Source organism: Azospirillum sp. B510 (assembly GCF_000010725.1).
In the GTDB taxonomy this organism is placed as follows: domain Bacteria; phylum Pseudomonadota; class Alphaproteobacteria; order Azospirillales; family Azospirillaceae; genus Azospirillum; species Azospirillum lipoferum_B.
Window position 1 is genome coordinate 553,028 of record NC_013857.1, and the last position, 22,163, is coordinate 575,190.

The window sequence follows — 22,163 nt, forward strand, 5'->3', positions numbered from 1 at the left end:
GACGGATGCCGGCTGCGGGTTCGGCGGAGCCGGCGGCAAAGGTGTCAGGAAACGGCGATCCGCCAGGGGAAATGGTCCATCCGGAACGGGGCGGACACATTGACGCGCATCAGTCCGATGCGGAATTTCCAGAGCGACGCCGTCCTGCATCGCACAAAGATCTGATATATCACTTTTGCAAGGAAGGCCTCAATTTGTCGCACCGCAGCATGGACAGATCAAAGCCTTGCCGCGGCGTCGGGCGCCGCCCCCTCGCCGAGGCCCGCATCCGTGCCCGTCGCAGCGCTGCATAGACCATTGATCCAAGTCATTTATCATCCACGCCCAGCATGGCTTCCTACGGGCGGATGCCGCTGACGCTTGAACCGCCTGCGGATTTCCGACCGCGACATCGGCATTTCATCCGACGATCGCATGGCACCGCAGCAATCCGCCCATCTTTGGCCTGAGGCCCGGATCTGCTGCGATCGCGAAGAGATCAGCGCACCGCACCATTGGACTGCGACATTTTCGCAAGCACCGAAGGCTGCCCTGGAAAACCACTTGCGCTCCACACTGATATATTAATATAACTCCGCCAGCGATGCTCCCGTCCCTCTTGAAACGGAGCGGAAGCGCCCCCGTCGCCCGGCACCGAACACCCGCCGGCCAGGCATCCCGGCCAAGGATCGCCGCCTGAGGGCCCATACGTGCGCACCGGCGCCTGCCTTGGCAGGCATGTGAGGAAAAGATGAACAAGATCCGTGGTTTGCGGTGGCAAATCCTTGCCCTGATGATGCTGGGCACCGTGGTCAACTACATCGACCGCAACACTCTCGGCATCCTGGCGCCGACCCTGAAGGAACAGCTTCACTTCTCGACCGAGCAGTATTCCTTCATCGTCAGCGCCTTCCAGCTCTGCTACAGCCTGATGCAGCCGGTCGCCGGTTACATCACCGATCTGGTCGGCCTGAAGCTGGGCTACGCGATGTTCGCCGGCGTCTGGGGCATCGCCGCCGCCCTGCACGCGCTGGCCGGCAGCTGGCAGTCGATGGCCTTCTTCCGCGGCCTGCTGGGCGTCAGCGAAGCGGCGGCGATGCCGTCGGGCGTCAAGACCTCCACCCTGTGGTTCCCGGCCAGGGAACGCTCCATCGCCACCGGCTGGTTCAACACCGGCAGCTCGATCGGCGCGATGATCGCCCCGCCCTTCGTCATCTGGCTGTCGCTGACCTATGGCTGGCAGGAGGCCTTCCTCGTCACCGGCCTGCTGGGCGTCGGCATGTCGGCCCTGTGGTACATGCTGTACCGCAATCCGGAGAACCATCCGCGCCTGACCAAGGAGGAGCACGCCTATATCCTGGAAGGCCAGGAGCATGCCGAGCTGCCGAAGCCGTCGATGAAGCGCGTGCTGGGCAAGGGCAAGTTCTGGAGCATCGCCGCCGCCCGCTTCCTGACCGAGCCGGCGTGGCAGACCTTCAGCTTCTGGATCCCGCTCTACATGGTCTCCGCCCGGGGCATGGACATCAAGCAGTTCGCCCTGTTCGCCTGGCTGCCCTTCCTGGCCGGTGACATCGGCTGCATCCTCAGCGGTTACCTGTCGCCCTTCTTCGTGAAGCGCTTCAAAATGTCGCTGGTCAACTCCCGCATCGCCGGCGTCGGCGTCGGTGCCGTGTGCATGGTCGGCCCGGCCCTGATCAGCTTCGCCTCCAGCCCGATCACCGCCATCTTTCTCTTCTCGCTCGGCGCCTTCGCCCATCAGATGCTGTCGAGCCTGCTCTACGCCCTGGTCACCGACACCTTCGAGAAGCAGGATGTCGCCACGGCGACCGGCTTCGGCGGCATGGCCGGCTATCTCGGCGGCATGATCTTCTCGCTGATCATCGGCCAGCTCGCCAGCACCATCGGGTACGAACCGCTGTTCGCCTGCCTGACCGTCTTCGATCTGACCGCCTTCGTCATCATCGCCCTGGTCCTGGGCCAGCGCGGCGCCAAGGCCGCCGCCATCCCGAACGCCACGGCCGGCGCCGACTGACGCTCCGGCACCGCCAAACGGCCTTTTCCCTCACCAGAACCGAGACGCCCTCCGGCCCATCGCCGGGGGGCGTCTCGTCCGTCGGATCGGCCTTTGACCAGAGGCGCGACTGGGAAAAAAAGCTGACCGCTGGTTGAAATGGCTTGCCAGATCACCGGGATATTAATATATTAGCCCTGTACCGCTGGATGCGCCGTGGATTGACCCGGCACAACTTGTTGGACGTTCCTCTCGGACTTAAGAGCCGCCGGATAGACCGGCGGCTCTTTTTTTGTCCGCGCTGCCAGAAATCTTCCGACGCGGACGGGGCGTGGCGCGATTCGGCCCTCAACGAAACCGAGACGCTCCCGATACAACGGCCGACAGTCCCGCGCACATGCCGGCGTCCGCCTGACACAGGCGAGAATATCATTTATTAATAACATTTAAAAATAGAGTCATCCCCTCAATTGGAATGACCCGAAGCACATCCACAGATCTTAGCGCTCCGATTCATCATGATACATTGGGAAAAGTTGAGAGAGAAAATGCCCATTCACTCTGGAATTACGCCAACGCGGTGCCGTTTCTTAGCCTTTACAATACACGATACTTTACACCTCCGTCATAGGCGCTTCCGCCTAGCATCGATGGAGAACTTTTTCATATGAAAATATATATACCTGCCAGGAGTTCAAAAAATCCATATAATCAAAATTATGTTTTAATATTGACAATATATAAGTATATATATTTTATAATATGTCAAAAATTTCATGGCAATCCCAAAATTGTCGCAAATAGATGTAAATCCGCGATCGACATTTCCGCCTATGAGACTTGATATACCACCTAACTGACGGTGAAGGCATCGTGAGCGTCTCACAGACGCCGGCGAGATCGAGCCAAGGAGACAGTGTTCATGCAAAATCTTCGCATCGCGACAAAGATCACGATCATAAGCGCGATCCTGGTGGCTGTTTCGATTTTGATCTCAATCATTGCCGGGAATAGCCTCCGCCAGTTGAATGAATCCGCGAACGATATCGCCTTTGCCGGAAATGAAAGCATCGTCGGTGCAAGACTCCGCCTGAACACTCTGGGTCTGAATCGGGCGGAATATATGATTGCCGCCAATCCCAGCCGGGAAAATCTCCAGGCAACGAAGAAAAGCATTGAAGAATACAGAACGCTCTTCGAACAGCGTATCGAACAACTCCGCAAGGAGGCCACCGAAGAGAGCAGGCCTCGCATCGAAAAGATCGCGACGCTCGGCGCCGCCTATCTTCGGGAGCTGGACACGACATTGGTGGTGGCGGATCAGGTCGTCGGCACGGTCGAGCTGTCGACCGCGCAACAGCGCCTGAATCACGAGGGACAAAGCAGCCGAGAGGCCGCATCGAAACTGGAAGCGGCGGTCCAAGAATTCACCAATTACAACATCGGCAATGCCGAACGTCTGGCCAGAGCGGCCACGGACAACTACCATCGCACGCTGTGGATCATGGGGGTCGTCGCGATCCTCGGCATGGTCTCGGGATTCGCCTCCGCCCAGCTCATCTCGCGGGGGGCGATCGTCAAACCAATCCGGCGGATCGTCGCGTCACTCCAACGGCTTACCGAAGGCGACCTGAACACCGAGGTCTATGGAACCGACCGCTCCGATGAAGTCGGTGACATCGCCCGGACGACCGAAATCTTCAAACTGAACATGGTGCGCAACCGCGAGCTGGAGGAAAGGCAGAAGGCGGAAAGCCAAATCCAGCTCGACCGCGCGAAGACGATCGCCACCTTGACCGATCGCTTCGACATGGACGCCCGCCGCATGCTGGACATGCTGGCAGCCGCCGCGACGGAGCTCGAAGCGACGGCGCAATCCCTGTCGGCGATCAGCGCTCAGACCGACAGCCAGTCCACCTTCGCCGCCAACGCGTCGAGCGAGGCTGCGACCAGCGTCCAGACCGTCGCCGCGGCCTCCGAACAGTTGGCCTCCTCGATCCAGGAGATCAGCCGGCAGACCTCCCATTCCCGCGTGATCGCCCGCCACGCCACCCAACGGTCCCAGCGCGCCAGCGAGCTGGTCGCCGGACTGGACGCCGCTGGCCGCCGCATCGGCGAAGTGGTCGCTCTCATCAGCGGGATCGCCGGCCGGACCAACCTGCTGGCGCTGAACGCCACCATCGAGGCGGCGCGCGCCGGCGAGGCCGGCAAGGGCTTCGCCGTGGTGGCGAGCGAGGTGAAGGCGCTGGCGAACCAGACCGCCCGCGCGACGGACGAGATCGGCGGTCAGATCGCCTCGGTCCAGAAGGTGGCGACGGAGACCGCCTCCTCGATCTCCGAAATCATCGGCGTGGTGGCGGAGATGGACCAGATGGCGGTATCGGTCGCCAGCGCGGTGGAGGAGCAGAGCGCCGCCACCCAGGAGATCGGACGGAACGTCGGTCAGGTCGCGGACGCCACCACCGAGGTCCAGCGCAACGTCGACGGCCTCCGTGGAGCCGCCACCAACACCAACGGCGGCGCCAGCCAGGTTCTGGCCGCCGCCAGGGAATTGGCGCGCGAAGCCGAGCAGTTGCGCGGCGAGGTCGGCCGTTTCCTCAGCGCGGTGAAGGCCGCCTGACCGATCTTATGCGTGCTCCAGGTGGACCGGAGGCGTCGGCTCCGGACCGCGATCACGGAAATGGCGGTGGTGGTCTTCCGCCTTGCCCAGGTCTTTGCCATGGGCGGCGATGGATTTCCCTCAAGGATAACCAACGCGAATCCTTATCGACTTTCTCCACGGGAGCGCGAAGACTGTCGCTTCCGCTGGCGCGTTGACTTCGCTACAGTCCACGCCCAAGCTGCCGCGGATTTGTTCGGCGAGATACCGGGAGGGAGAGAGGCGCGTGTCGAAAAGGCCCGAGGATGGCGATGCCTGGTCGGCGGACGAGGATCTGGTCATGTTGCTGGACCAGGTCAGCCGGCTTGTCTATGGCATCAGCTTCACTGACGGGCTGTTCCCGGCTCAATGGGTGGCTCTGCGCTATTTCCATGACGCGCCGGAACCGGCGCGCACCCTGACCGCACTGGCACGCTTCCAGAAGATCCACCTTGCTCCGGTCTCGCGCACCGTCTCGACCCTGGTGGACAAGGGACTGCTGGCCCGCCGCCCCCATCCGGGCTTCAAGCGGGGCTGGCTGTTCGACCTGACGGACGACGGCCGGGCGCTGCTGGAGCGTGATCCCCTGCGACAATCGCTGAGCCCGCCGATCGCCGCCATGGCGGCCAATGAACGGGCGGCTTTGAGCCGGCTGATGAAGCGAATCATCACCCACATGCAGACCGGCACCGAGGCGGAGGACAGCGCCCGGAAGCATGACGGCCACAAGGTGGACGGCACGCCGGACGCCTGATCGCCCACCGCCACACCGTCTACCCTGCCCCGCCGGACCGGCACTCCCCCAGGCACCGATCCGGAACAGCCGATCCCGGAACGCCGGCCCTCAAAAGGTCAGGCGTTCGATATTCTGCATCACCAGCAGGTGATGGCTCTGGTCCTCCAACGTGACGGTCGTCTCCTGGGTGAAGGTCAGGCCATGGCCGGACGGATCCAGGGTGTAGGCATGCCCGTCGAGCTGCTGGAGCCAGTTGTTGCCGGCATTGGCGACGAAGGCGCCGACCTCGACCACGTCGGTCCAACCCGCTCCGCCATCGATGGTCAGGTTGCCGGCACGCGGCGAGAAGATGAACAGGTCGTCGCCGGCACCGCCGGACATGCTGGTCGTGCTGGCGCTGGCATGAAGAATGTCGGAACCGGTGGTTCCGGTCAGCGCCGCACTACCCGAAACCAGCACTTGGACCGCCAGCGGATCGCTGGACAGCCCGTGGTCATCGCTGACCGTCACTTCCAGGGTGCGGGTTCCGGCACCGTTGGGAGTCAGAGCCAGATTATGGAGGATGTCGGTGTAGGTCGCGGTCGGGGCGGTGCCGGACAGCGAGAGTTGATGGGTGTTGCCATCCCAGTTGACCTCGATGCCGGTGCCGGACACCGTCTTGCGCCCGGTGGACGGATCGGTGGCGATGGTCAGGCCGCCGAGGGTCAGCGTGTCGCCGCTCTGCGATCCGCTGGCGATGCGGATCGACATGCCGGACATGGCGCTGCTGTCGACATCGGCGATCGTCGCGTCGGCGGCCACCACCGGATGATCGGTGGCGTCGGCGGCGAAGACGGTGGTGGCATGGGTGGCGGCAAGCGCCGGTTTGTCGTTGACCGGATCGACCGTCACCGTCAGCGACTGGGTCACCGAGGCGGTGCTGGCCCCGTCCTGGGCGGTCGCGGTGACCGACAGGGTGACGGTGCCGTTGGCGTTGGCCGGCGGGGTATAGGTCAGGCCCGCCAGATCCGACGTGCCGAGGGTCCAGCTGCCGTCGCTGTTATGGATGCCATGGTTCAAGCTGGCGCCGGCCGGCATCCCGGTGATCCGCACCGACAGCGTCTCGGACCCGTCGATGTCGGTGGAGGCGGCGGTTATGGTCAGCGGGATCGCCGTGTCCTCGTTGCCATGGACGGCCGGCACGCTCAGTGTCGGGGTATCGGCGACCGGCGTCACCGTCACCGCCAGCGAGCCGGATACCGTGGCCGGCGTGGCTGTGCCGTCCTGCGAGCTGGCGGTGACCGACAGGGTGAAGCTGCTCCCGCTGTCGTGGGGCGGCGTGATCGCGAGCCCGTTCAACTGGCCGGACGTCAGCCTGATCGAACCGTTGACGATGGTCAGCGTATCACCCGCCGCATTCGACAGGCTGGCGCCGGTCGGGATGTTGGCGATGGTGACGCTCAGCGTCTCGGACGGATCGGTCAGGGCCGTGGTGATCGACAGGGCGACCGTGCCATCCTCCAACACGCTCGCGGGATCGACATGCAGGGTGGGTGTGTCGGACACCGCATGCACCGTGACCGGCAGCTGCGCGACGATGGAGGCCGGGGCGGCGGTGCCATCGGTGGACGTCGCGGTGACGGTCAGGGCGAAATCATTGTGATTGTTGAGCGGCGGCGTGATCTTCAGGCCGGCGAGCTGGGCCGCCGTCAGGGTAACCGCGCCGTTGGTGACCGTCAGCGCGCCATTGGCGCTGTTGGTCAGCCGCGCTCCGCCGGGGATGCCGGCGATGGTGATCCTCAACGTCTCGGACGGGTCGGTCAGGGCGGAGGTGATCGACAGCGGGATCGCCGTGTCCTCGTTGCCGGCCGCCGCCGTCACGGTCAGGGTCGGCGTGTCCGACACCGGGTTGACCGTCACCGCCAGCGATTTGGTCACCGACACCGGGCTGGCGACGCCATCCTTGGCGGTGGCGGTGACCGTCAGGGTGAAATCGGTGTCGTCGTTCGACGGCGGCTTGATCGCCAGCCCGGCCAGCTGCGCCGGATTCACTGTGATGCTGCCGCCGCTGATCGTCAGGCGGTCGCCGGCGGTGTTGGTCAGGCTGGCACCGCTCGGGATGCCGCTGATGGTGATCGTCAGCGTCTCCGACCCGTCCAGATCGGTCAGGGCCGGGCTGATGGCGAGCGCGATCGGCGTATCCTCGTCGCCGGTCACGGGCTGGACGCTGAGCGTCGGCGTGTCGGTCACCGGAGCGACGGTAACCGCCAGCTGCGCGCTGGTGCTGGCCGGGGCGGCGGTCCCGTCGCGGCTGGTGGCGGTGACGGTCAGGGTGAAGTCGACATCGCTGTTCGACGGCGGCGTGATCGCCAGCCCGGCCAACTGGCCCGGCGTGAGGGAGATGCTGCCACCGCTGATGATCAGGCTGTCGTGGGCGTTGTTGGTCAGGCTGGCGCCGTTGGGGATGCCGCTGATGGTGACGGTCAGCGTCTCCGACCCGTCGGTGTCGGTCAGCGCCGGGGTGATCGTCAGCGGAATCGCCGTGTCCTCGTTGCCGCTCGCCGCGGTGACGGACAGGGTCGGGGTGTCCGACACCGCCGCCAGGGTGATCGGCACGGTGACGACCGTGGTCGCGGTGCTGCCGTTGGATTCGATGCTGACGGCGGTGACGGTCAGGGTGATCGGCGCGTCGCTGTTGGCCGGCGGTGTCAGCGTCAGCCCGTTGAGCTGGCCCGGCGTCAGGGTCCAGCTGCCGTCGGCATTGTGGGTGCCGGCCGACAGCAGCGCGCCCGCCGGCACGCCGGCGATGGTCAGCAGCCCCAGCCGCTCCGACCCGTCGGTGTCGGCCAGAGCCACCGCGAGATTCAGCGGAACCGCCGTGTCCTCCGTCCCGGACAGCGGCGCCCAGGTGACGATCGGCTGGTCGGCGACCGGATCGACGCTGACCCGGAAGACCTGGCTCGTGCTGGCGCTGAGGCCAGTCGCCGTTTCCGTCGATGTGGCGGTCAGCGTCAGGTTGAAATCGGTGCCGCTGTTGAGGGGCGGCAGCAGCTTCAGCCCGGTCAGCTGGGCGGCGGTCAGACTGACCGCCCCGCCGCTGGGCGTCAGGCTATGGCCGTTGGCATCGATCAGCACCGCCCCGGCCGGCATGCCCGACAGGACGACGGTCATCGTCTCCGACCCGTCGGTATCGACCAGTGCCGCCGTCAGGTTCAGCGCGATCAGCGTATCCTCGCGGCCGGCGGCGTTGGCGACGATCACGGTGGGCGCGTCGGTGACCGGAGTCACCGTGACATGGATGCTGGCGGTCGTGCTCGCCGTATCCCGGTTGGAGTTTTCCAGGCTGGTCGCGGTCAGCGTCAGGTCCATGCCGCCGGAATAGTTGCGCGGCGGGGTGACGGTCAGGCCGGACAGTTCCGACGGCTTCAGGGTCCAGGACCCGTCGCCGTTGTTGAATCCCTGGTTGAGGATCGCGCCGGCCGGCAGACCCGACAGGATGACCGCCATCGTCTCCGACCCGTCGGTATCGACAAGGCCGGCTGACAGGTTGAGCGTTATCGGCGTATCCTCCGCCCCCGTCGCGTCATGGACGGTGACGGTCGGCGCATCGGCGACGGCTGTGTAGGTGACGGAATAGTTGCCGGTGGTCCAGGCCGGTGTCGCCGTGCCGTCCTGGGAAGCCGCCTCGACCTTGAGCGTGACGGTGCCGGAATAGTTGGCCGGCGGCGTCAGCGTCAGCGAAGCGCGATCGGACGCCGACAGGCCGCTCAGGTCATAGACGCCGTTGCCCAGCGCCGTGCCGCCTGACAGGGTGAAGCCGGCCGGAACCGTCACCTTCAGGGCGACGATCGTCTCGGGCACGCCGACCAGATCGGTGACCACCGCGCCGATTGACAGGTGCGCCGCATGATCCTCCAGCGTCGCGCCGGCGGTAAAGGCGATGCCGGGAGCGTCGCTGACCGGCGCCAGGTCGACGGTCAGGGCCTTGGTGGTGATCGCCCGGTCGGCGTTGCTGTCCTCGCGCGAGACCGCGGTCACCGTCAGCTGGAAGGTCCCGCTGGCATTGGCGGGCGGGGTGAATTTCAGCCCGTTCAGCTCGGAGGGCGTCAGCACCCAACGATTGTTGGTGGAGTCGAGATAGCCGGCGGACAGGGTGGAGCCGGCCGGGAGGCCGCTGATGATGACGCTGGCCAGGATCTCGGATCCGTCGGTGTCGGCCAGCGCGGCGGAGATGTTCAACGCGACGGCGCTGTCCTCGCTGCCCGATGCGGTCTGCACCGTCAGCAGCGGGGCGTCGGCGACGGCGGTGACGGTCACCGCCTGGGTCAGGTTGGTCCGCACATGGTTGGTACCGGAGATCACCGTGATGCCCAGCGTGAAATCAGCGTCGCTGTCGTGCGGCGGCGTCAGCTTCAGCCCCGCGAGCTTGGCCGGATCCAGGGAGACGGAACCGTTGGTGACCGCCAGCACATGGCCGGTCGCATCGGTGAGGACGGCGCCGCCGGGGATCCCAGACAGCGTCACCGCCGTCACGTCGGTCCAGTTGCACAACCCGGAATCGAGGTTCAGGGCAACGGCGGTGTCCTCATTCGTAGTGACGCCGGAGGGCCGGTCGCTGCCGACGCCGGTGTCGCAGGGAGTGCCCGATCCGCCACCCCCGCCCGTGCCGCCGCCGGTACCGCCGCCGCCAGTTCCCCCCGAGCCGCCGCCCGGAATGGGCGTGGTCCAGCTCAGCACGAAGCTGTCGGAGACGGTGACGTTGCGGTCGCCCTCGCTCTCGATGCTGTAGGGTTTGACGGTCAGCGTCATGCTGGCGGTGTCGGTGCCGTTGGCCGCGACATGGGTGATGCCGGCGGCCGCGGTGTCCTTCACGGTCAGCTTCAGCCCGCCATCGGCCAGCGCCGCGGCGTAATCGTCCGGGGTCAGCGTCCAGGTGCCGTCGCCATGGTCGCGGCCGAAGGACAGCACCGTGCCCTTGGGCACGCCTGTGATGGTGACCGCCAGCCTTTCCGATCCGTCGGTGTCCTGCAGGAACGCGTTCAGGTTCAGCGCCATGGCGGTCGGCACGCCGGCCACCGACTGGTCATCGACATGATAGGCCTGGATCGCGCCGTTCGCCCCATGCGAAACCGGGGCGTCGGCCACGGCGGTGACGGTGACGGTCGGGGTGTAGGTCTTGGTCAGGCTGTCGGTGCCATCCACCGCCGTCACCTTGACGGTGATGGTGAAATCGTCGGCGTTGTTCGGCGGCACATGCAGCCACAGACCGCCCATCTTCGTCGGATCGACTGTCCAGCTGCCATCATGGTTGTCGGTCAGCGCCCCCGCCACCGTGCTGCTCAGGGTCACCCAGGACGGCAGGCCGGAAATGACGATGGAGGAGATGCGCTCCGACCCGTCGATGTCGCCGGTCAAGGCGGAAATCGTCAGCGGAATGCCGCCGGGAGCATCCTCCAGAGCGCTGGCACTGATCGAGACGACCGGCTCGTCGGCCTTGGGATCGACGGTGACGGTCAGGTCACGGGTCTCCTTCAGCGTTCCGCCGGAGGTCACGCCATTCACCGTAAGGATCGGCGCGCCGTTGCTGTCGGTGGTGATGACGTCGACCTTCAGCGCGACGGTGCCGGAGAAATCCTGCTTCGTCGTCAGCGTCAGCTCGTTGCGATACTGCGCATCGACCGACCAGCGGCCGTTACCGAGGTAGACCAGCCCACTGTCATGCCCCGCCCCCAACGACAGCCAGGAGCCGGACGGCAGGTTGCTGATGACCAGCGACAGGCGCTCCGACCCGTCATTGTCGGCCATCACCAGATCGCCGAGCCGCAGGTTGATCGCCGTATCCTCGTCGCCGCGGGCGCTCAGCGGCCCGCTCGGCGTCACCACGTCGGCCACGCCCTGCACATCGACATGGACGGTCACCGGCGCCGCATCGGCGAAGGAGCCATTGGCCCCTTCCGTCGCCCGCGCGGTGAAGGTCAGATTGAACGCGGTGTTGGAGTTGGTCGGCGGGGTGATGGTCAGGCCGCTGAGGTCGGCCTGGGTCAGCACCCATTTGCCCAGGGAGGAGTCGTAATGGCCGTGGTTCAGCGTGGCGCCGGCCGGCACGCCGCCGACCAGGATGCTGAGGCTTTCCGACCCGTCGCGGTCGGTCAGGGCGGCGACCACCGACAGCGGGATGGGGGTGTCCTCGCGCCCCACGGTGTCTGAGGCCGACAGAACCGGCGTGTCGGCGACCGCGGTGACCGTTACCGTCAGAGACTGCGGCACCGAGGTTGCGGTGGTCGCCCCCTCCACCGAGGTGGCGGAGACCTTCAGCGTCACCGTGCCGGAATAGTTCAGCGGCGGGGTGAAGGTCAGGCCGTTCAACTGTCCAGGCGTCAGGGTCCAGCTGCCGTCGGCGTTGTGGATGCCGGCGGACAGGGTGGCCCCCTCCGGGACGCCGGTGATGGTGATGTGGTCCAGCGTCTCGCCGGTCAGGTCGGACAACCGGGCATCGATGGCCAGCGGGATGGCGCAGTCCTCGTTGCCGGTGGCCGGCTGGGGGGTGACGATGGGGTCATCGGCGACGCCGGTGACGGTGATGGTCAGGGTCGCCGGTGCCGAGTTGGCGCTGGAGCCATTCTCCCGCTCCACCGAGGTCGCGACGACGTTGAGGGTGATGGTGCCGGAGAAGTCGTGCGGCGGGGTCAACCGCAGGCTCGCCAGGTCGGTGGCGTTCACCTTCCAGGTCGTGCTGCCGTCGCTCTGGGTGCTCAGCTTGCTGCCCACCGAAAGAACCGCCCCGTCGGGCACACCGGTGATGGTGACGTAGCCGATGCTCTCCGACCCGTCGGTGTCGGTCAGGGCCGGGGTGATCTTCAGGGCGACCGAGGTGTCCTCGTCCGTCGCGGCGGCGGCGGCGGTCACCGTCGGCGCATCGGCCACGGCATCGACGGTGATGACGCCGGTCGCCGTCTGGCTGCCGTAGGCGTTGCCGGCGCTGGTGCTGTCGATGGTCCCGACCGTCAGCTTGTAAGTGAGATCGGCGTCGGAGTTGTGTGTGGTGACGACCTTCAGCCCCTGCACCGTCCAGGTCCCGGCCGCTCCGCCGACCGCGGCCAGCGCGCTGGTCGGGATCGTCCAGCTGTAATTGCCGGACGTATCGGGACCACTGCGCGTCAGCAGCGTGCCGTTCAGGTACAGCGTGGCGCCGGCAACATCCTGCTGCGACGACGCCATGGTCAGCGTGATGCTGTTCACCTTTTCAGGGCTGGCCGCATCGACATCACTCAGCGTGATGGTCGGGGCGAGCGGAATGCCGCCGCCGGCGTCCTCGTCGCCGCGCGCGTTGAGCGTGGTGAGCGTGATGGCGTCGGCCTGCGGCGTAACCTTGATCGTCTGGGTGGCGGTGGAGGTGCCGCCATACCCGTCCGTCACCGTGAAGCTGAAGGTCTCGGTACCGCTGTAATCGGGATCGGGCGTATAGGTGAAGGTGCCGTCGGCGTTGACCACAAGCGTGCCGTGCTGCAGCCGCGTCGGCTGCCCGTTGGTGCCCGGCCCCTTGAAGGTCATCATCTCGTCGGTGCGGCCGTTGACCGTGTCCTGGTCGGTGGCCTTCAGCTTGCCGTTGAGGACGGGGGTATCCTCTTTGGTGGTGGTGGTGGCCGCCGTCGCGGTTGGGGCATAGTTCAGCGCCGTGCGCACATCGACGGGCTGGCCGTCGACATACAGCTCCAGCTTCTCGAAATCGGCCACCTTGATGCCGAGCGCGGTCAAGGTCGCGGCGTTGGCGACATCGGTATCCTTGGTCGCGGCGTTCGGATCGGCCGCCGCCGCCTCGATCTGGTTGCGCAGGGTGCGCAGGTCGGCCAGGATCGCGGAATTGGACAGCTGGGCGCTGGTCAGCATCACCCGGAAGGTGTCGATGCCGGCATCGCCATCCTGTAGCTCCGGATTGGCGGAGGTGCCGCCATCGGTACCGACAGTGAAGATCGACAGATCGTCGCCATCGCCGCCATGGATGGTGTCCACCCCGCCCCCGCCGGTGATGGTGTCCTTGCCGCCGCCACCCAGCAGGATGTTGGCGCCGCCATCGCCGGTGATGACATCGTCGAAGGCGGAACCAGTGACATTCTCCAGGTTGCGCAGAACGTCGGTGCCCTCGCCGGTGCCGACGCCGGTCGCCAGGTTGGCGTTCACCGCGGTGGCCGAATTGGCGTAGGTGACGGTGTCGTTGCCGGCGCCGCCGTCGATGGTGTCGTTGCCCGGCCCACCGGCCAGCAGATCGTTGTCCGCCCCGCCGTCCAGGCTGTCGTCGCCCAGCCCGCCGATCAGGGTGTCGTTGCCGGCCCCACCATATAGGGTGTCGTTGCCGTCGCCACCGTCCAGGCTGTCGTTGCCCTTGGGCGTGTTGGTGAAGCTGATGGTCAATGTCTTGGGCGGGCTGTCGGCGCTGCTGCCATTCTCCCGCTCGGTGGAGGTCGCGACGACCGTAAGGGTGATGGGATGGCTGGTGTCGCCCTCCTTGGCGGTCAGCGCCAAGCCGGCCAGCTGCGCCGGGTCCAGGGTCCAGCTGCCGTCAGCGTTCTGGGTCCCGGCACTCAGGCTCGCCCCGGTCGGAACGCCGGTGATCGTCACCTTGGAAATGTATTCCGACCCGTCGATGTCGGACAGGGAGGGGGTGATCGCCAAACCGGTGACAAAGGTGCCGGTACCATCGCCATAAATGACGTCGTCGCCGCCACCACCGAAAATGGTGTCGTTGCCGGCGCCGCCCGACAAGGTGTCGTTGCCGGCGGTGCCTGTCAGCGTGTCGTTCTGCCCAACCGCCAGATCATAGGTCACCGGAGAGACCGAAACCGTCGGCGTGTCGGCCACGGCGACAACGGTGACGGCCAGCGTCGTCTGGACCGAAACGGCGGCGGCGACACCGTCCTTGGCTGTGGCGGTGACCGTCAGTGTGAAATCGACGTCACTGTCATGCTTCGGCGTGATGGTCAGGCCGGTCAGCTGGGCCGCTGTCAACGTCCAGCTGGTGGTGCCGTCGGTCTCAGTCACATGGGTTCCGGCGTTGAGCATCGCCCCGGCCGGAACGCCACTGATTTTGATGCTCAGCGTCTCCGACCCGTCGGTGTCGGTCAGGGCGGAGGAGATGTTCAGCGGAATCGCCGTGTCCTCATCCCCCGTGACTGCGCTCACGCTCAGCGTCGGCGTGTCGGTCACCGGGTTCACCGTGACGACCAGCGGGGCGCTGACGCTCACCGGATCGGCGACACCATCCTTGGCCGTCGCCGTGACCGTCAGGGTGAAGTCCACGTCGCTGTTGTGCGGCGGCGTGATCTTCAGACCGGCCAGCTGGGCCGGCGTCAGCGTGATCGACCCGTTGCCGATCGTCAGCGTGTCGCCGGCACCGTTGGAAAGGCTGGCTCCGCTCGGGATGCCGCTGAGCGTGATCGTCAGCGTCTCCGACCCGTCCGTGTCGGTCAGCGCCGGGCTGATCGTCAGCGGGATCGCCGTGTCTTCGTCACCCGTGACCGCGCTCACGCTCAGCGTCGGCGTGTCGCTCACCGGGTTGACGGTCACCGCCAACGTCTGGGTCACCGACACCGGATCGGCGACGCCATCCTTGGCGGTGGCCGTGACCGTCAGGGTGAAGTCCACGTCGCTGTTGTGCGGCGGCGTGATCTTCAGGCCGGCCAGCTGGGCCGGCGTCAGCGTGATCGACCCGTTGCCGATCGTCAGCGTGTCACCGGCACCGTTGGAAAGGCTGGCTCCGCTCGGGATGCCGCTGAGCGTGATCGTCAGCGTCTCCGATCCGTCGGTGTCGGTCAGGGCCGGAGTGATCGTCAGCGGAATGGCGGTGTCCTCATCCCCTGTCACCGCGCTCACGCTCAGCGTCGGCGTGTCGCTCACCGGGTTGACGGTCACCGCCAGCGTCTGGGTCACCGACACCGGATCGGCGACGCCATCCTTGGCCGTCGCCGTGACCGTCAGGGTGAAGTCCACGTCGCTATTGTGCGGCGGCGTGATCTTCAGGCCGGCCAGCTGGGCCGGCGTCAGCGTGATCGACCCGTTGCCGATCGTCAGTGTATCGCCGGCACCGTTGGAAAGGCTGGCCCCGCTCGGGATGCCGCTGAGCGTGATCGTCAGCGTCTCCGACCCGTCCGTGTCGGTCAGCGCCGGGGTGATCGTCAGCGGAATGGCGGTGTCCTCATCCCCTGTCACCGCGCTCACGCTCAGCGTCGGCGTGTCGGTCACCGGGTTGACGGTCACCGCCAGCGTCTGGGTCACCGACACCGGATCGGCGACGCCGTCCTTGGCCGTCGCCGTGACCGTCAGGGTGAAGTCCACGTCGCTGTTGTGCGGCGGCGTGATCTTCAGGCCGGCCAGCTGGGCCGGCGTCAGCGTGATCGACCCGTTGCCGATCGTCAGTGTATCGCCCGCGCTGTTGGAAAGGCTGGCTCCGCTCGGGATGCCGCTGAGCGTGATCGTCAGCGTCTCCGACCCGTCCGTGTCGGTCAGCGCCGGAGTGATCGTCAGTGGAATGGCGGTGTCTTCGTCACCCGTCACCGCGCTCACGCTCAACGTCGGCGTGTCGCTCACCGGGTTGACGGTCACCGCCAGCGTCTGGGTCACCGACACCGGATCGGCGACACCATCCTTGGCCGTCGCCGTGACCGTCAGGGTGAAGTCCACGTCGCTGTTGTGCGGCGGCGTGATCTTCAGGCCGGCCAGCTGGGCCGGCGTCAGCGTGATCGACCCGTTGCCGATCGTCAGCGTGTCGCCCGCGCTGTTGGAAAGGCTGGCCCCGCTCGGGATGCCGCTGAGCGTGATCGTCAGCGTCTCCGACCCGTCCGTGTCGGTCAGCGCCGGGGTGATCGTCAGCGGAATCGCCGTGTCCTCATCCCCCGTGACCGCGCTCACGCTCAGCGTCGGCGTGTCGGTCACCGGGTTCACCGTGACGACCAGCGGAGCGCTGACGCTCACCGGATCGGCGACGCCATCCTTGGCGGTGGCCGTGACCGTCAGGGTGAAGTCCACGTCGCTATTGTGCGGCGGCGTGATCTTCAAGCCGGCCAGCTGGGCCGGCGTCAGCGTGATCGACCCATTGCCGATCGTCAGCGTGTCGCCCGCGCTGTTGGAAAGGCTGGCCCCGCTCGGGATGCCGCTGAGCGTGATCGTCAGCGTCTCCGACCCGTCCGTGTCGGTCAGCGCCGGGGTGATCGTCAGCGGAATCGCCGTGTCCTCATCCCCCGTGACCGCGCTCACGCTCAGCGTCGGCGTGTCGGTCACCGGGTTCACCGTGACGACCAGCGGAGCGCTGACGCTCACCGGATCGGCGACGCCATCCTTGGCCGTCGCCGTGACCGTCAGGGTGAAGTCCACGTCGCTGTTGTGCGGCGGCGTGATCTTCAGGCCGGCCAGCTGGGCCGGCGTCAGCGTGATCGACCCATTGCCGATCGTCAGCGTGTCGCCCGCGCTGTTGGAAAGGCTGGCCCCGCTCGGGATGCCGCTGAGCGTGATCGTCAGCGTCTCCGACCCGTCCGTGTCGGTCAGCGCCGGGGTGATCGTCAGCGGAATCGCCGTGTCCTCATCCCCCGTGACCGCGCTCACGCTCAGCGTCGGCGTGTCGCTCACCGGGTTCACCGTGACGACCAGCGGAGCGCTGACGCTCACCGGATCGGCGACGCCATCCTTGGCGGTGGCGGTGACCGTCAGGGTGAAGTCCACGTCGCTGTTGTGCGGCGGCGTGATCTTCAAGCCCGCAAGCTGGGCCGGCGTCAGCGTGATCGACCCGTTGCCGATCGTCAGCGTGTCGCCCGCGCTGTTGGAAAGGCTGGCCCCGCTCGGGATGCCGCTGAGCGTGATCGTCAGCGTCTCCGACCCGTCCGTGTCGGTCAGCGCCGGAGTGATCGTCAGTGGAATGGCGGTGTCTTCGTCACCCGTGACCGCGCTCACGCTCAGCGTCGGCGTGTCGGTCACCGGGTTGACGGTCACCGCCAGCGTCTGGGTCACCGACACCGGATCGGCGACGCCGTCCTTGGCCGTCGCCGTGACCGTCAGGGTGAAGTCCACGTCGCTGTTGTGCGGCGGCGTGATCTTCAGGCCGGCCAGCTGGGCCGGCGTCAGCGTGATCGACCCATTGCCGATCGTCAGCGTGTCGCCCGCGCTGTTGGAAAGGCTGGCCCCGCTCGGGATGCCGCTGAGCGTGATCGTCAGCGTCTCCGATCCGTCGGTGTCGGTCAGGGCCGGAGTGATCGTCAGCGGAATGGCGGTGTCCTCATCCCCTGTCACCGCGCTCACGCTCAGCGTCGGCGTGTCGCTCACCGGGTTGACGGTCACCGCCAGCGTCTGGGTCACCGACACCGGATCGGCCACGCCGTCCTTGGCCGTCGCCGTGACCGTCAGGGTGAAGTCCATGTCGCTGTTGTGCGGCGGCGTGATCTTCAAGCCGGCCAGCTGGGCCGGCGTCAGCGTGATCGACCCGTTGCCGATCGTCAGCGTGTCGCCCGCGCTGTTGGAAAGGCTGGCTCCGCTCGGGATGCCGCTGAGCGTGATCGTCAGCGTCTCCGACCCGTCCGTGTCGGTCAGCGCCGGGGTGATCGTCAGCGGAATCGCCGTGTCCTCATCCCCCGTGACCGCGCTCACGCTCAGCGTCGGCGTGTCGGTCACCGGGTTCACCGTGACGACCAGCGGAGCGCTGACGCTCACCGGATCGGCGACGCCATCCTTGGCGGTGGCCGTGACCGTCAGGGTGAAGTCCACGTCGCTGTTGTGCGGCGGCGTGATCTTCAAGCCGGCCAGCTGGGCCGGCGTCAGCGTGATCGACCCATTGCCGATCGTCAGCGTGTCGCCCGCGCTGTTGGAAAGGCTGGCCCCGCTCGGGATGCCGCTGAGCGTGATCGTCAGCGTCTCCGACCCGTCCGTGTCGGTCAGCGCCGGGGTGATCGTCAGCGGAATCGCCGTGTCCTCATCCCCCGTGACCGCGCTCACGCTCAGCGTCGGCGTGTCGCTCACCGGGTTCACCGTGACGACCAGCGGAGCGCTGACGCTCACCGGATCGGCGACGCCATCCTTGGCCGTCGCCGTGACCGTCAGGGTGAAGTCCACGTCGCTATTGTGCGGCGGCGTGATCTTCAAGCCCGCAAGCTGGGCCGGCGTCAGCGTGATCGACCCATTGCCGATCGTCAGCGTGTCGCCCGCGCTGTTGGAAAGGCTGGCCCCGCTCGGGATGCCGCTGAGCGTGATCGTCAGCGTCTCCGATCCGTCCGTGTCGGTCAGGGCCGGAGTGATCGTCAGCGGAATGGCGGTGTCCTCATCCCCTGTCACCGCGCTCACGCTCAAGGTCGGCGTGTCGCTCACCGGGTTGACGGTCACCGCCAGCGTCTGGGTCACCGACACCGGATCGGCGACACCATCCTTGGCCGTCGCCGTGACCGTCAGGGTGAAGTCCACGTCGCTGTTGTGCGGCGGCGTGATCTTCAAGCCGGCCAGCTGGGCCGGCGTCAGCGTGATCGACCCGTTGCCGATCGTCAGCGTGTCGCCCGCGCTGTTGGAAAGGCTGGCTCCGCTCGGGATGCCGCTGAGCGTGATCGTCAGCGTCTCCGACCCGTCCGTGTCGGTCAGCGCCGGGGTGATCGTCAGCGGGATCGCCGTGTCTTCGTCACCCGTCACATTGCTCACGCTCAGCGTCGGCGTGTCGGTCACCGGGTTCACCGTGACGACCAGCGGGGCGCTGACGCTCACCGGATCGGCGACGCCATCCTTGGCCGTCGCCGTGACCGTCAGGGTGAAGTCCACGTCGCTGTTGTGCGGCGGCGTGATCTTCAAGCCCGCAAGCTGGGCCGGCGTCAGCGTGATCGACCCGTTGCCGATCGTCAGCGTGTCGCCCGCGCTGTTGGAAAGGCTGGCCCCGCTCGGGATGCCGCTGAGCGTGATCGTCAGCGTCTCCGACCCGTCCGTGTCGGTCAGCGCCGGAGTGATCGTCAGTGGAATGGCGGTGTCTTCGTCACCCGTGACCGCGCTCACGCTCAGCGTCGGCGTGTCGCTCACCGGGTTGACGGTCACCGCCAGCGTCTGGGTCACCGACACCGGATCGGCCACGCCATCCTTGGCGGTGGCGGTGACCGTCAGGGTGAAGTCCACGTCGCTGTTGTGCGGCGGCGTGATCTTCAAGCCCGCAAGCTGGGCCGGCGTCAGCGTGATCGACCCGTTGCCGATCGTCAGCGTGTCGCCCGCGCTGTTGGAAAGGCTGGCTCCGCTCGGGATGCCGCTGAGCGTGATCGTCAGCGTCTCCGACCCGTCGGTGTCGGTCAGCGCCGGAGTGATCGTCAGCGGAATGGCGGTGTCCTCATCCCCTGTCACCGCGCTCACGCTCAAGGTCGGCGTGTCGGTCACCGGGTTGACGGTCACCGCCAGCGTCTGGGTCACCGACACCGGATCGGCGACGCCGTCCTTGGCCGTCGCCGTGACCGTCAGGGTGAAGTCCACGTCGCTGTTGTGCGGCGGCGTGATCTTCAAGCCCGCAAGCTGGGCCGGCGTCAGCGTGATCGACCCGTTGCCGATCGTCAGCGTGTCGCCCGCGCTGTTGGAAAGGCTGGCTCCGCTCGGGATGCCGCTGAGCGTGATCGTCAGCGTCTCCGACCCGTCCGTGTCGGTCAGCGCCGGGGTGATCGTCAGCGGAATCGCCGTGTCCTCATCCCCCGTGACCGCGCTCACGCTCAGCGTCGGCGTGTCGGTCACCGGGTTCACCGTGACGACCAGCGGAGCGCTGACGCTCACCGGATCGGCGACGCCATCCTTGGCCGTCGCCGTGACCGTCAGGGTGAAGTCCACGTCGCTGTTGTGCGGCGGCGTGATCTTCAGGCCGGCCAGCTGGGCCGGCGTCAGCGTGATCGACCCATTGCCGATCGTCAGCGTGTCGCCCGCGCTGTTGGAAAGGCTGGCCCCGCTCGGGATGCCGCTGAGCGTGATCGTCAGCGTCTCCGACCCGTCCGTGTCGGTCAGCGCCGGGGTGATCGTCAGCGGAATCGCCGTGTCCTCATCCCCCGTGACCGCGCTCACGCTCAGCGTCGGCGTGTCGCTCACCGGGTTCACCGTGACGACCAGCGGAGCGCTGACGCTCACCGGATCGGCGACGCCATCCTTGGCGGTGGCGGTGACCGTCAGGGTGAAGTCCACGTCGCTGTTGTGCGGCGGCGTGATCTTCAAGCCCGCAAGCTGGGCCGGCGTCAGCGTGATCGACCCGTTGCCGATCGTCAGCGTGTCGCCCGCGCTGTTGGAAAGGCTGGCCCCGCTCGGGATGCCGCTGAGCGTGATCGTCAGCGTCTCCGATCCGTCCGTGTCGGTCAGCGCCGGGGTGATCGTCAGCGGAATCGCCGTGTCTTCGTCACCCGTTACATTGCTCACGCTCAGCGTCGGCGTGTCGGTCACCGGGGTCACCGTGACGACCAGCGGGGCGCTGACGCTCACCGGATCGGCGACGCCATCCTTGGCGGTGGCGGTGACCGTCAGGGTGAAGTCCACGTCGCTGTTGTGCGGCGGCGTGATCTTCAGGCCGGCCAGCTGGGCCGGCGTCAGCGTGATCGACCCGTTGCCGATCGTCAGCGTGTCGCCCGCGCTGTTGGAAAGGCTGGCCCCGCTCGGGATGCCGCTGAGCGTGATCGTCAGCGTCTCCGACCCGTCCGTGTCGGTCAGCGCCGGGGTGATCGTCAGCGGGATCGCCGTGTCCTCATCCCCCGTCACCGCGCTCACGCTCAAGGTCGGCGTGTCGGTCACCGGGTTGACGGTCACCGGCAAGGTGGCGGTAACGCTACTGGGAGCGGCGGCGCCGTCGACGCCGGTGGCTGTTACTGTTAGGGAAAAGCTGTCGCCGCTGTTGGGCGGAGGGGTCAGCGACAGGCCGGGGATCTGGGAGGACGTCAGTACGATGCTGCCGTTCACCACCGTCAGCGCGGTTCCGGACCCGTCACGCAGAACCGAACCGCCGGGAATGCCGGACAAGGTGACCGTCAGCACCTCCGTCGCACTGCTACCGGTCAGCGCCGCCGAGATGTTCAGGGCAATGGCGGTGTCCTCGTTGCCCGAGACGCCATTCACCGTCAGGCTGGGCGCGTCCGACACCGGATTACGGGTCGCCGCAGTGATCGTCGCCGCGACCGGCGCCGCGCTCTGGAGAACGGTGGCGGGATCGGCGTTGGGAACGGTGCCGTTGTCGATCACCTGGGCAGGACTGTCGAGTACGGGACTGGCCGGCGGTTGGACGGCCAGCTGGGTGAATGTGGTCGTCGTGCGCGCGTTGGACAGCAGCGCCGCCCGCTCCACCGTATCGCCGGCAGCTTGGCGACGCTCCCCGTCCGACAGGCCGGAGCCCTCGGGCCCACCCTGGCCCGAACCGCGGGTCCCGTTCGTACGCAGGGCGTCACCGTTCAACAGCAACGCATCCACCGACTGGTCGTTCGTGACCGCCACCGTTTCGCCGACGACGCTGCCGGTCTGGACGCCACCGCCGATGATCAGCTCTTCACTGCCGCGATAGTCGGTCTGGACATAACCCAGCGTATCGTCCGGCCTCTGCAACTGCACACTGCTCGACTCATGGATCACTCCGCCCAACCGGGTGCCGTCCACCTGCTGCAGAAGGGTCAGATCGTCCAGGATCTGACGATCATCGACCGCCGGGACGTTACCTTGAACCGTTTCCTCAGCCATCGGACCGCTCCATAAGTCGGGCGCAAAGCCGCTCCGCTCGCCACGACCCTAGGTTCTAGCGCTCTGGCTTGCTTGTGATAAGAAACATCCTGTGATGAGTTTCAACAGGTTGGGCTGGGCCCCATCCGGCA

Annotated in this window: 4 protein-coding genes; 3 read left to right on the forward strand and 1 reads right to left on the reverse strand. The window is 66.7% G+C overall.

The annotated features are described in order from the left end of the window. Window positions 1-730 precede the first annotated feature (730 nt). From AZL_RS26910 to AZL_RS26920, 3 genes are all read left to right on the forward strand, one after another. Window positions 731-2,011 carry an MFS transporter gene (locus AZL_RS26910; protein WP_012977559.1) on the forward strand — a complete coding sequence of 427 codons (1,281 nt, stop codon included), beginning with the start codon at window positions 731-733 and terminating at the stop codon, window positions 2,009-2,011. Window positions 2,012-2,912: 901 nt separating this feature from the next. Beyond that, window positions 2,913-4,610 carry a methyl-accepting chemotaxis protein gene (locus tag AZL_RS37555; protein ID WP_042445730.1) on the forward strand — a complete coding sequence of 566 codons (1,698 nt, stop codon included), beginning with the start codon at window positions 2,913-2,915 and terminating at the stop codon, window positions 4,608-4,610. A gap of 265 nt (window positions 4,611-4,875) precedes the next feature. Continuing rightward, entirely contained in the window at window positions 4,876-5,382 is a 507-nt protein-coding gene (locus tag AZL_RS26920; protein ID WP_012977561.1) for a MarR family transcriptional regulator, read from the forward strand. A 90-nt stretch (window positions 5,383-5,472) separates the two neighbouring features. Here the strand turns inward: AZL_RS26920 and AZL_RS26925 are convergent, their stop codons facing one another. After that, window positions 5,473-22,032 carry a beta strand repeat-containing protein gene (locus tag AZL_RS26925; protein WP_012977562.1) on the reverse strand — a complete coding sequence of 5,520 codons (16,560 nt, stop codon included), beginning with the start codon at window positions 22,030-22,032 and terminating at the stop codon, window positions 5,473-5,475. Window positions 22,033-22,163: the final 131 nt, after the last annotated feature.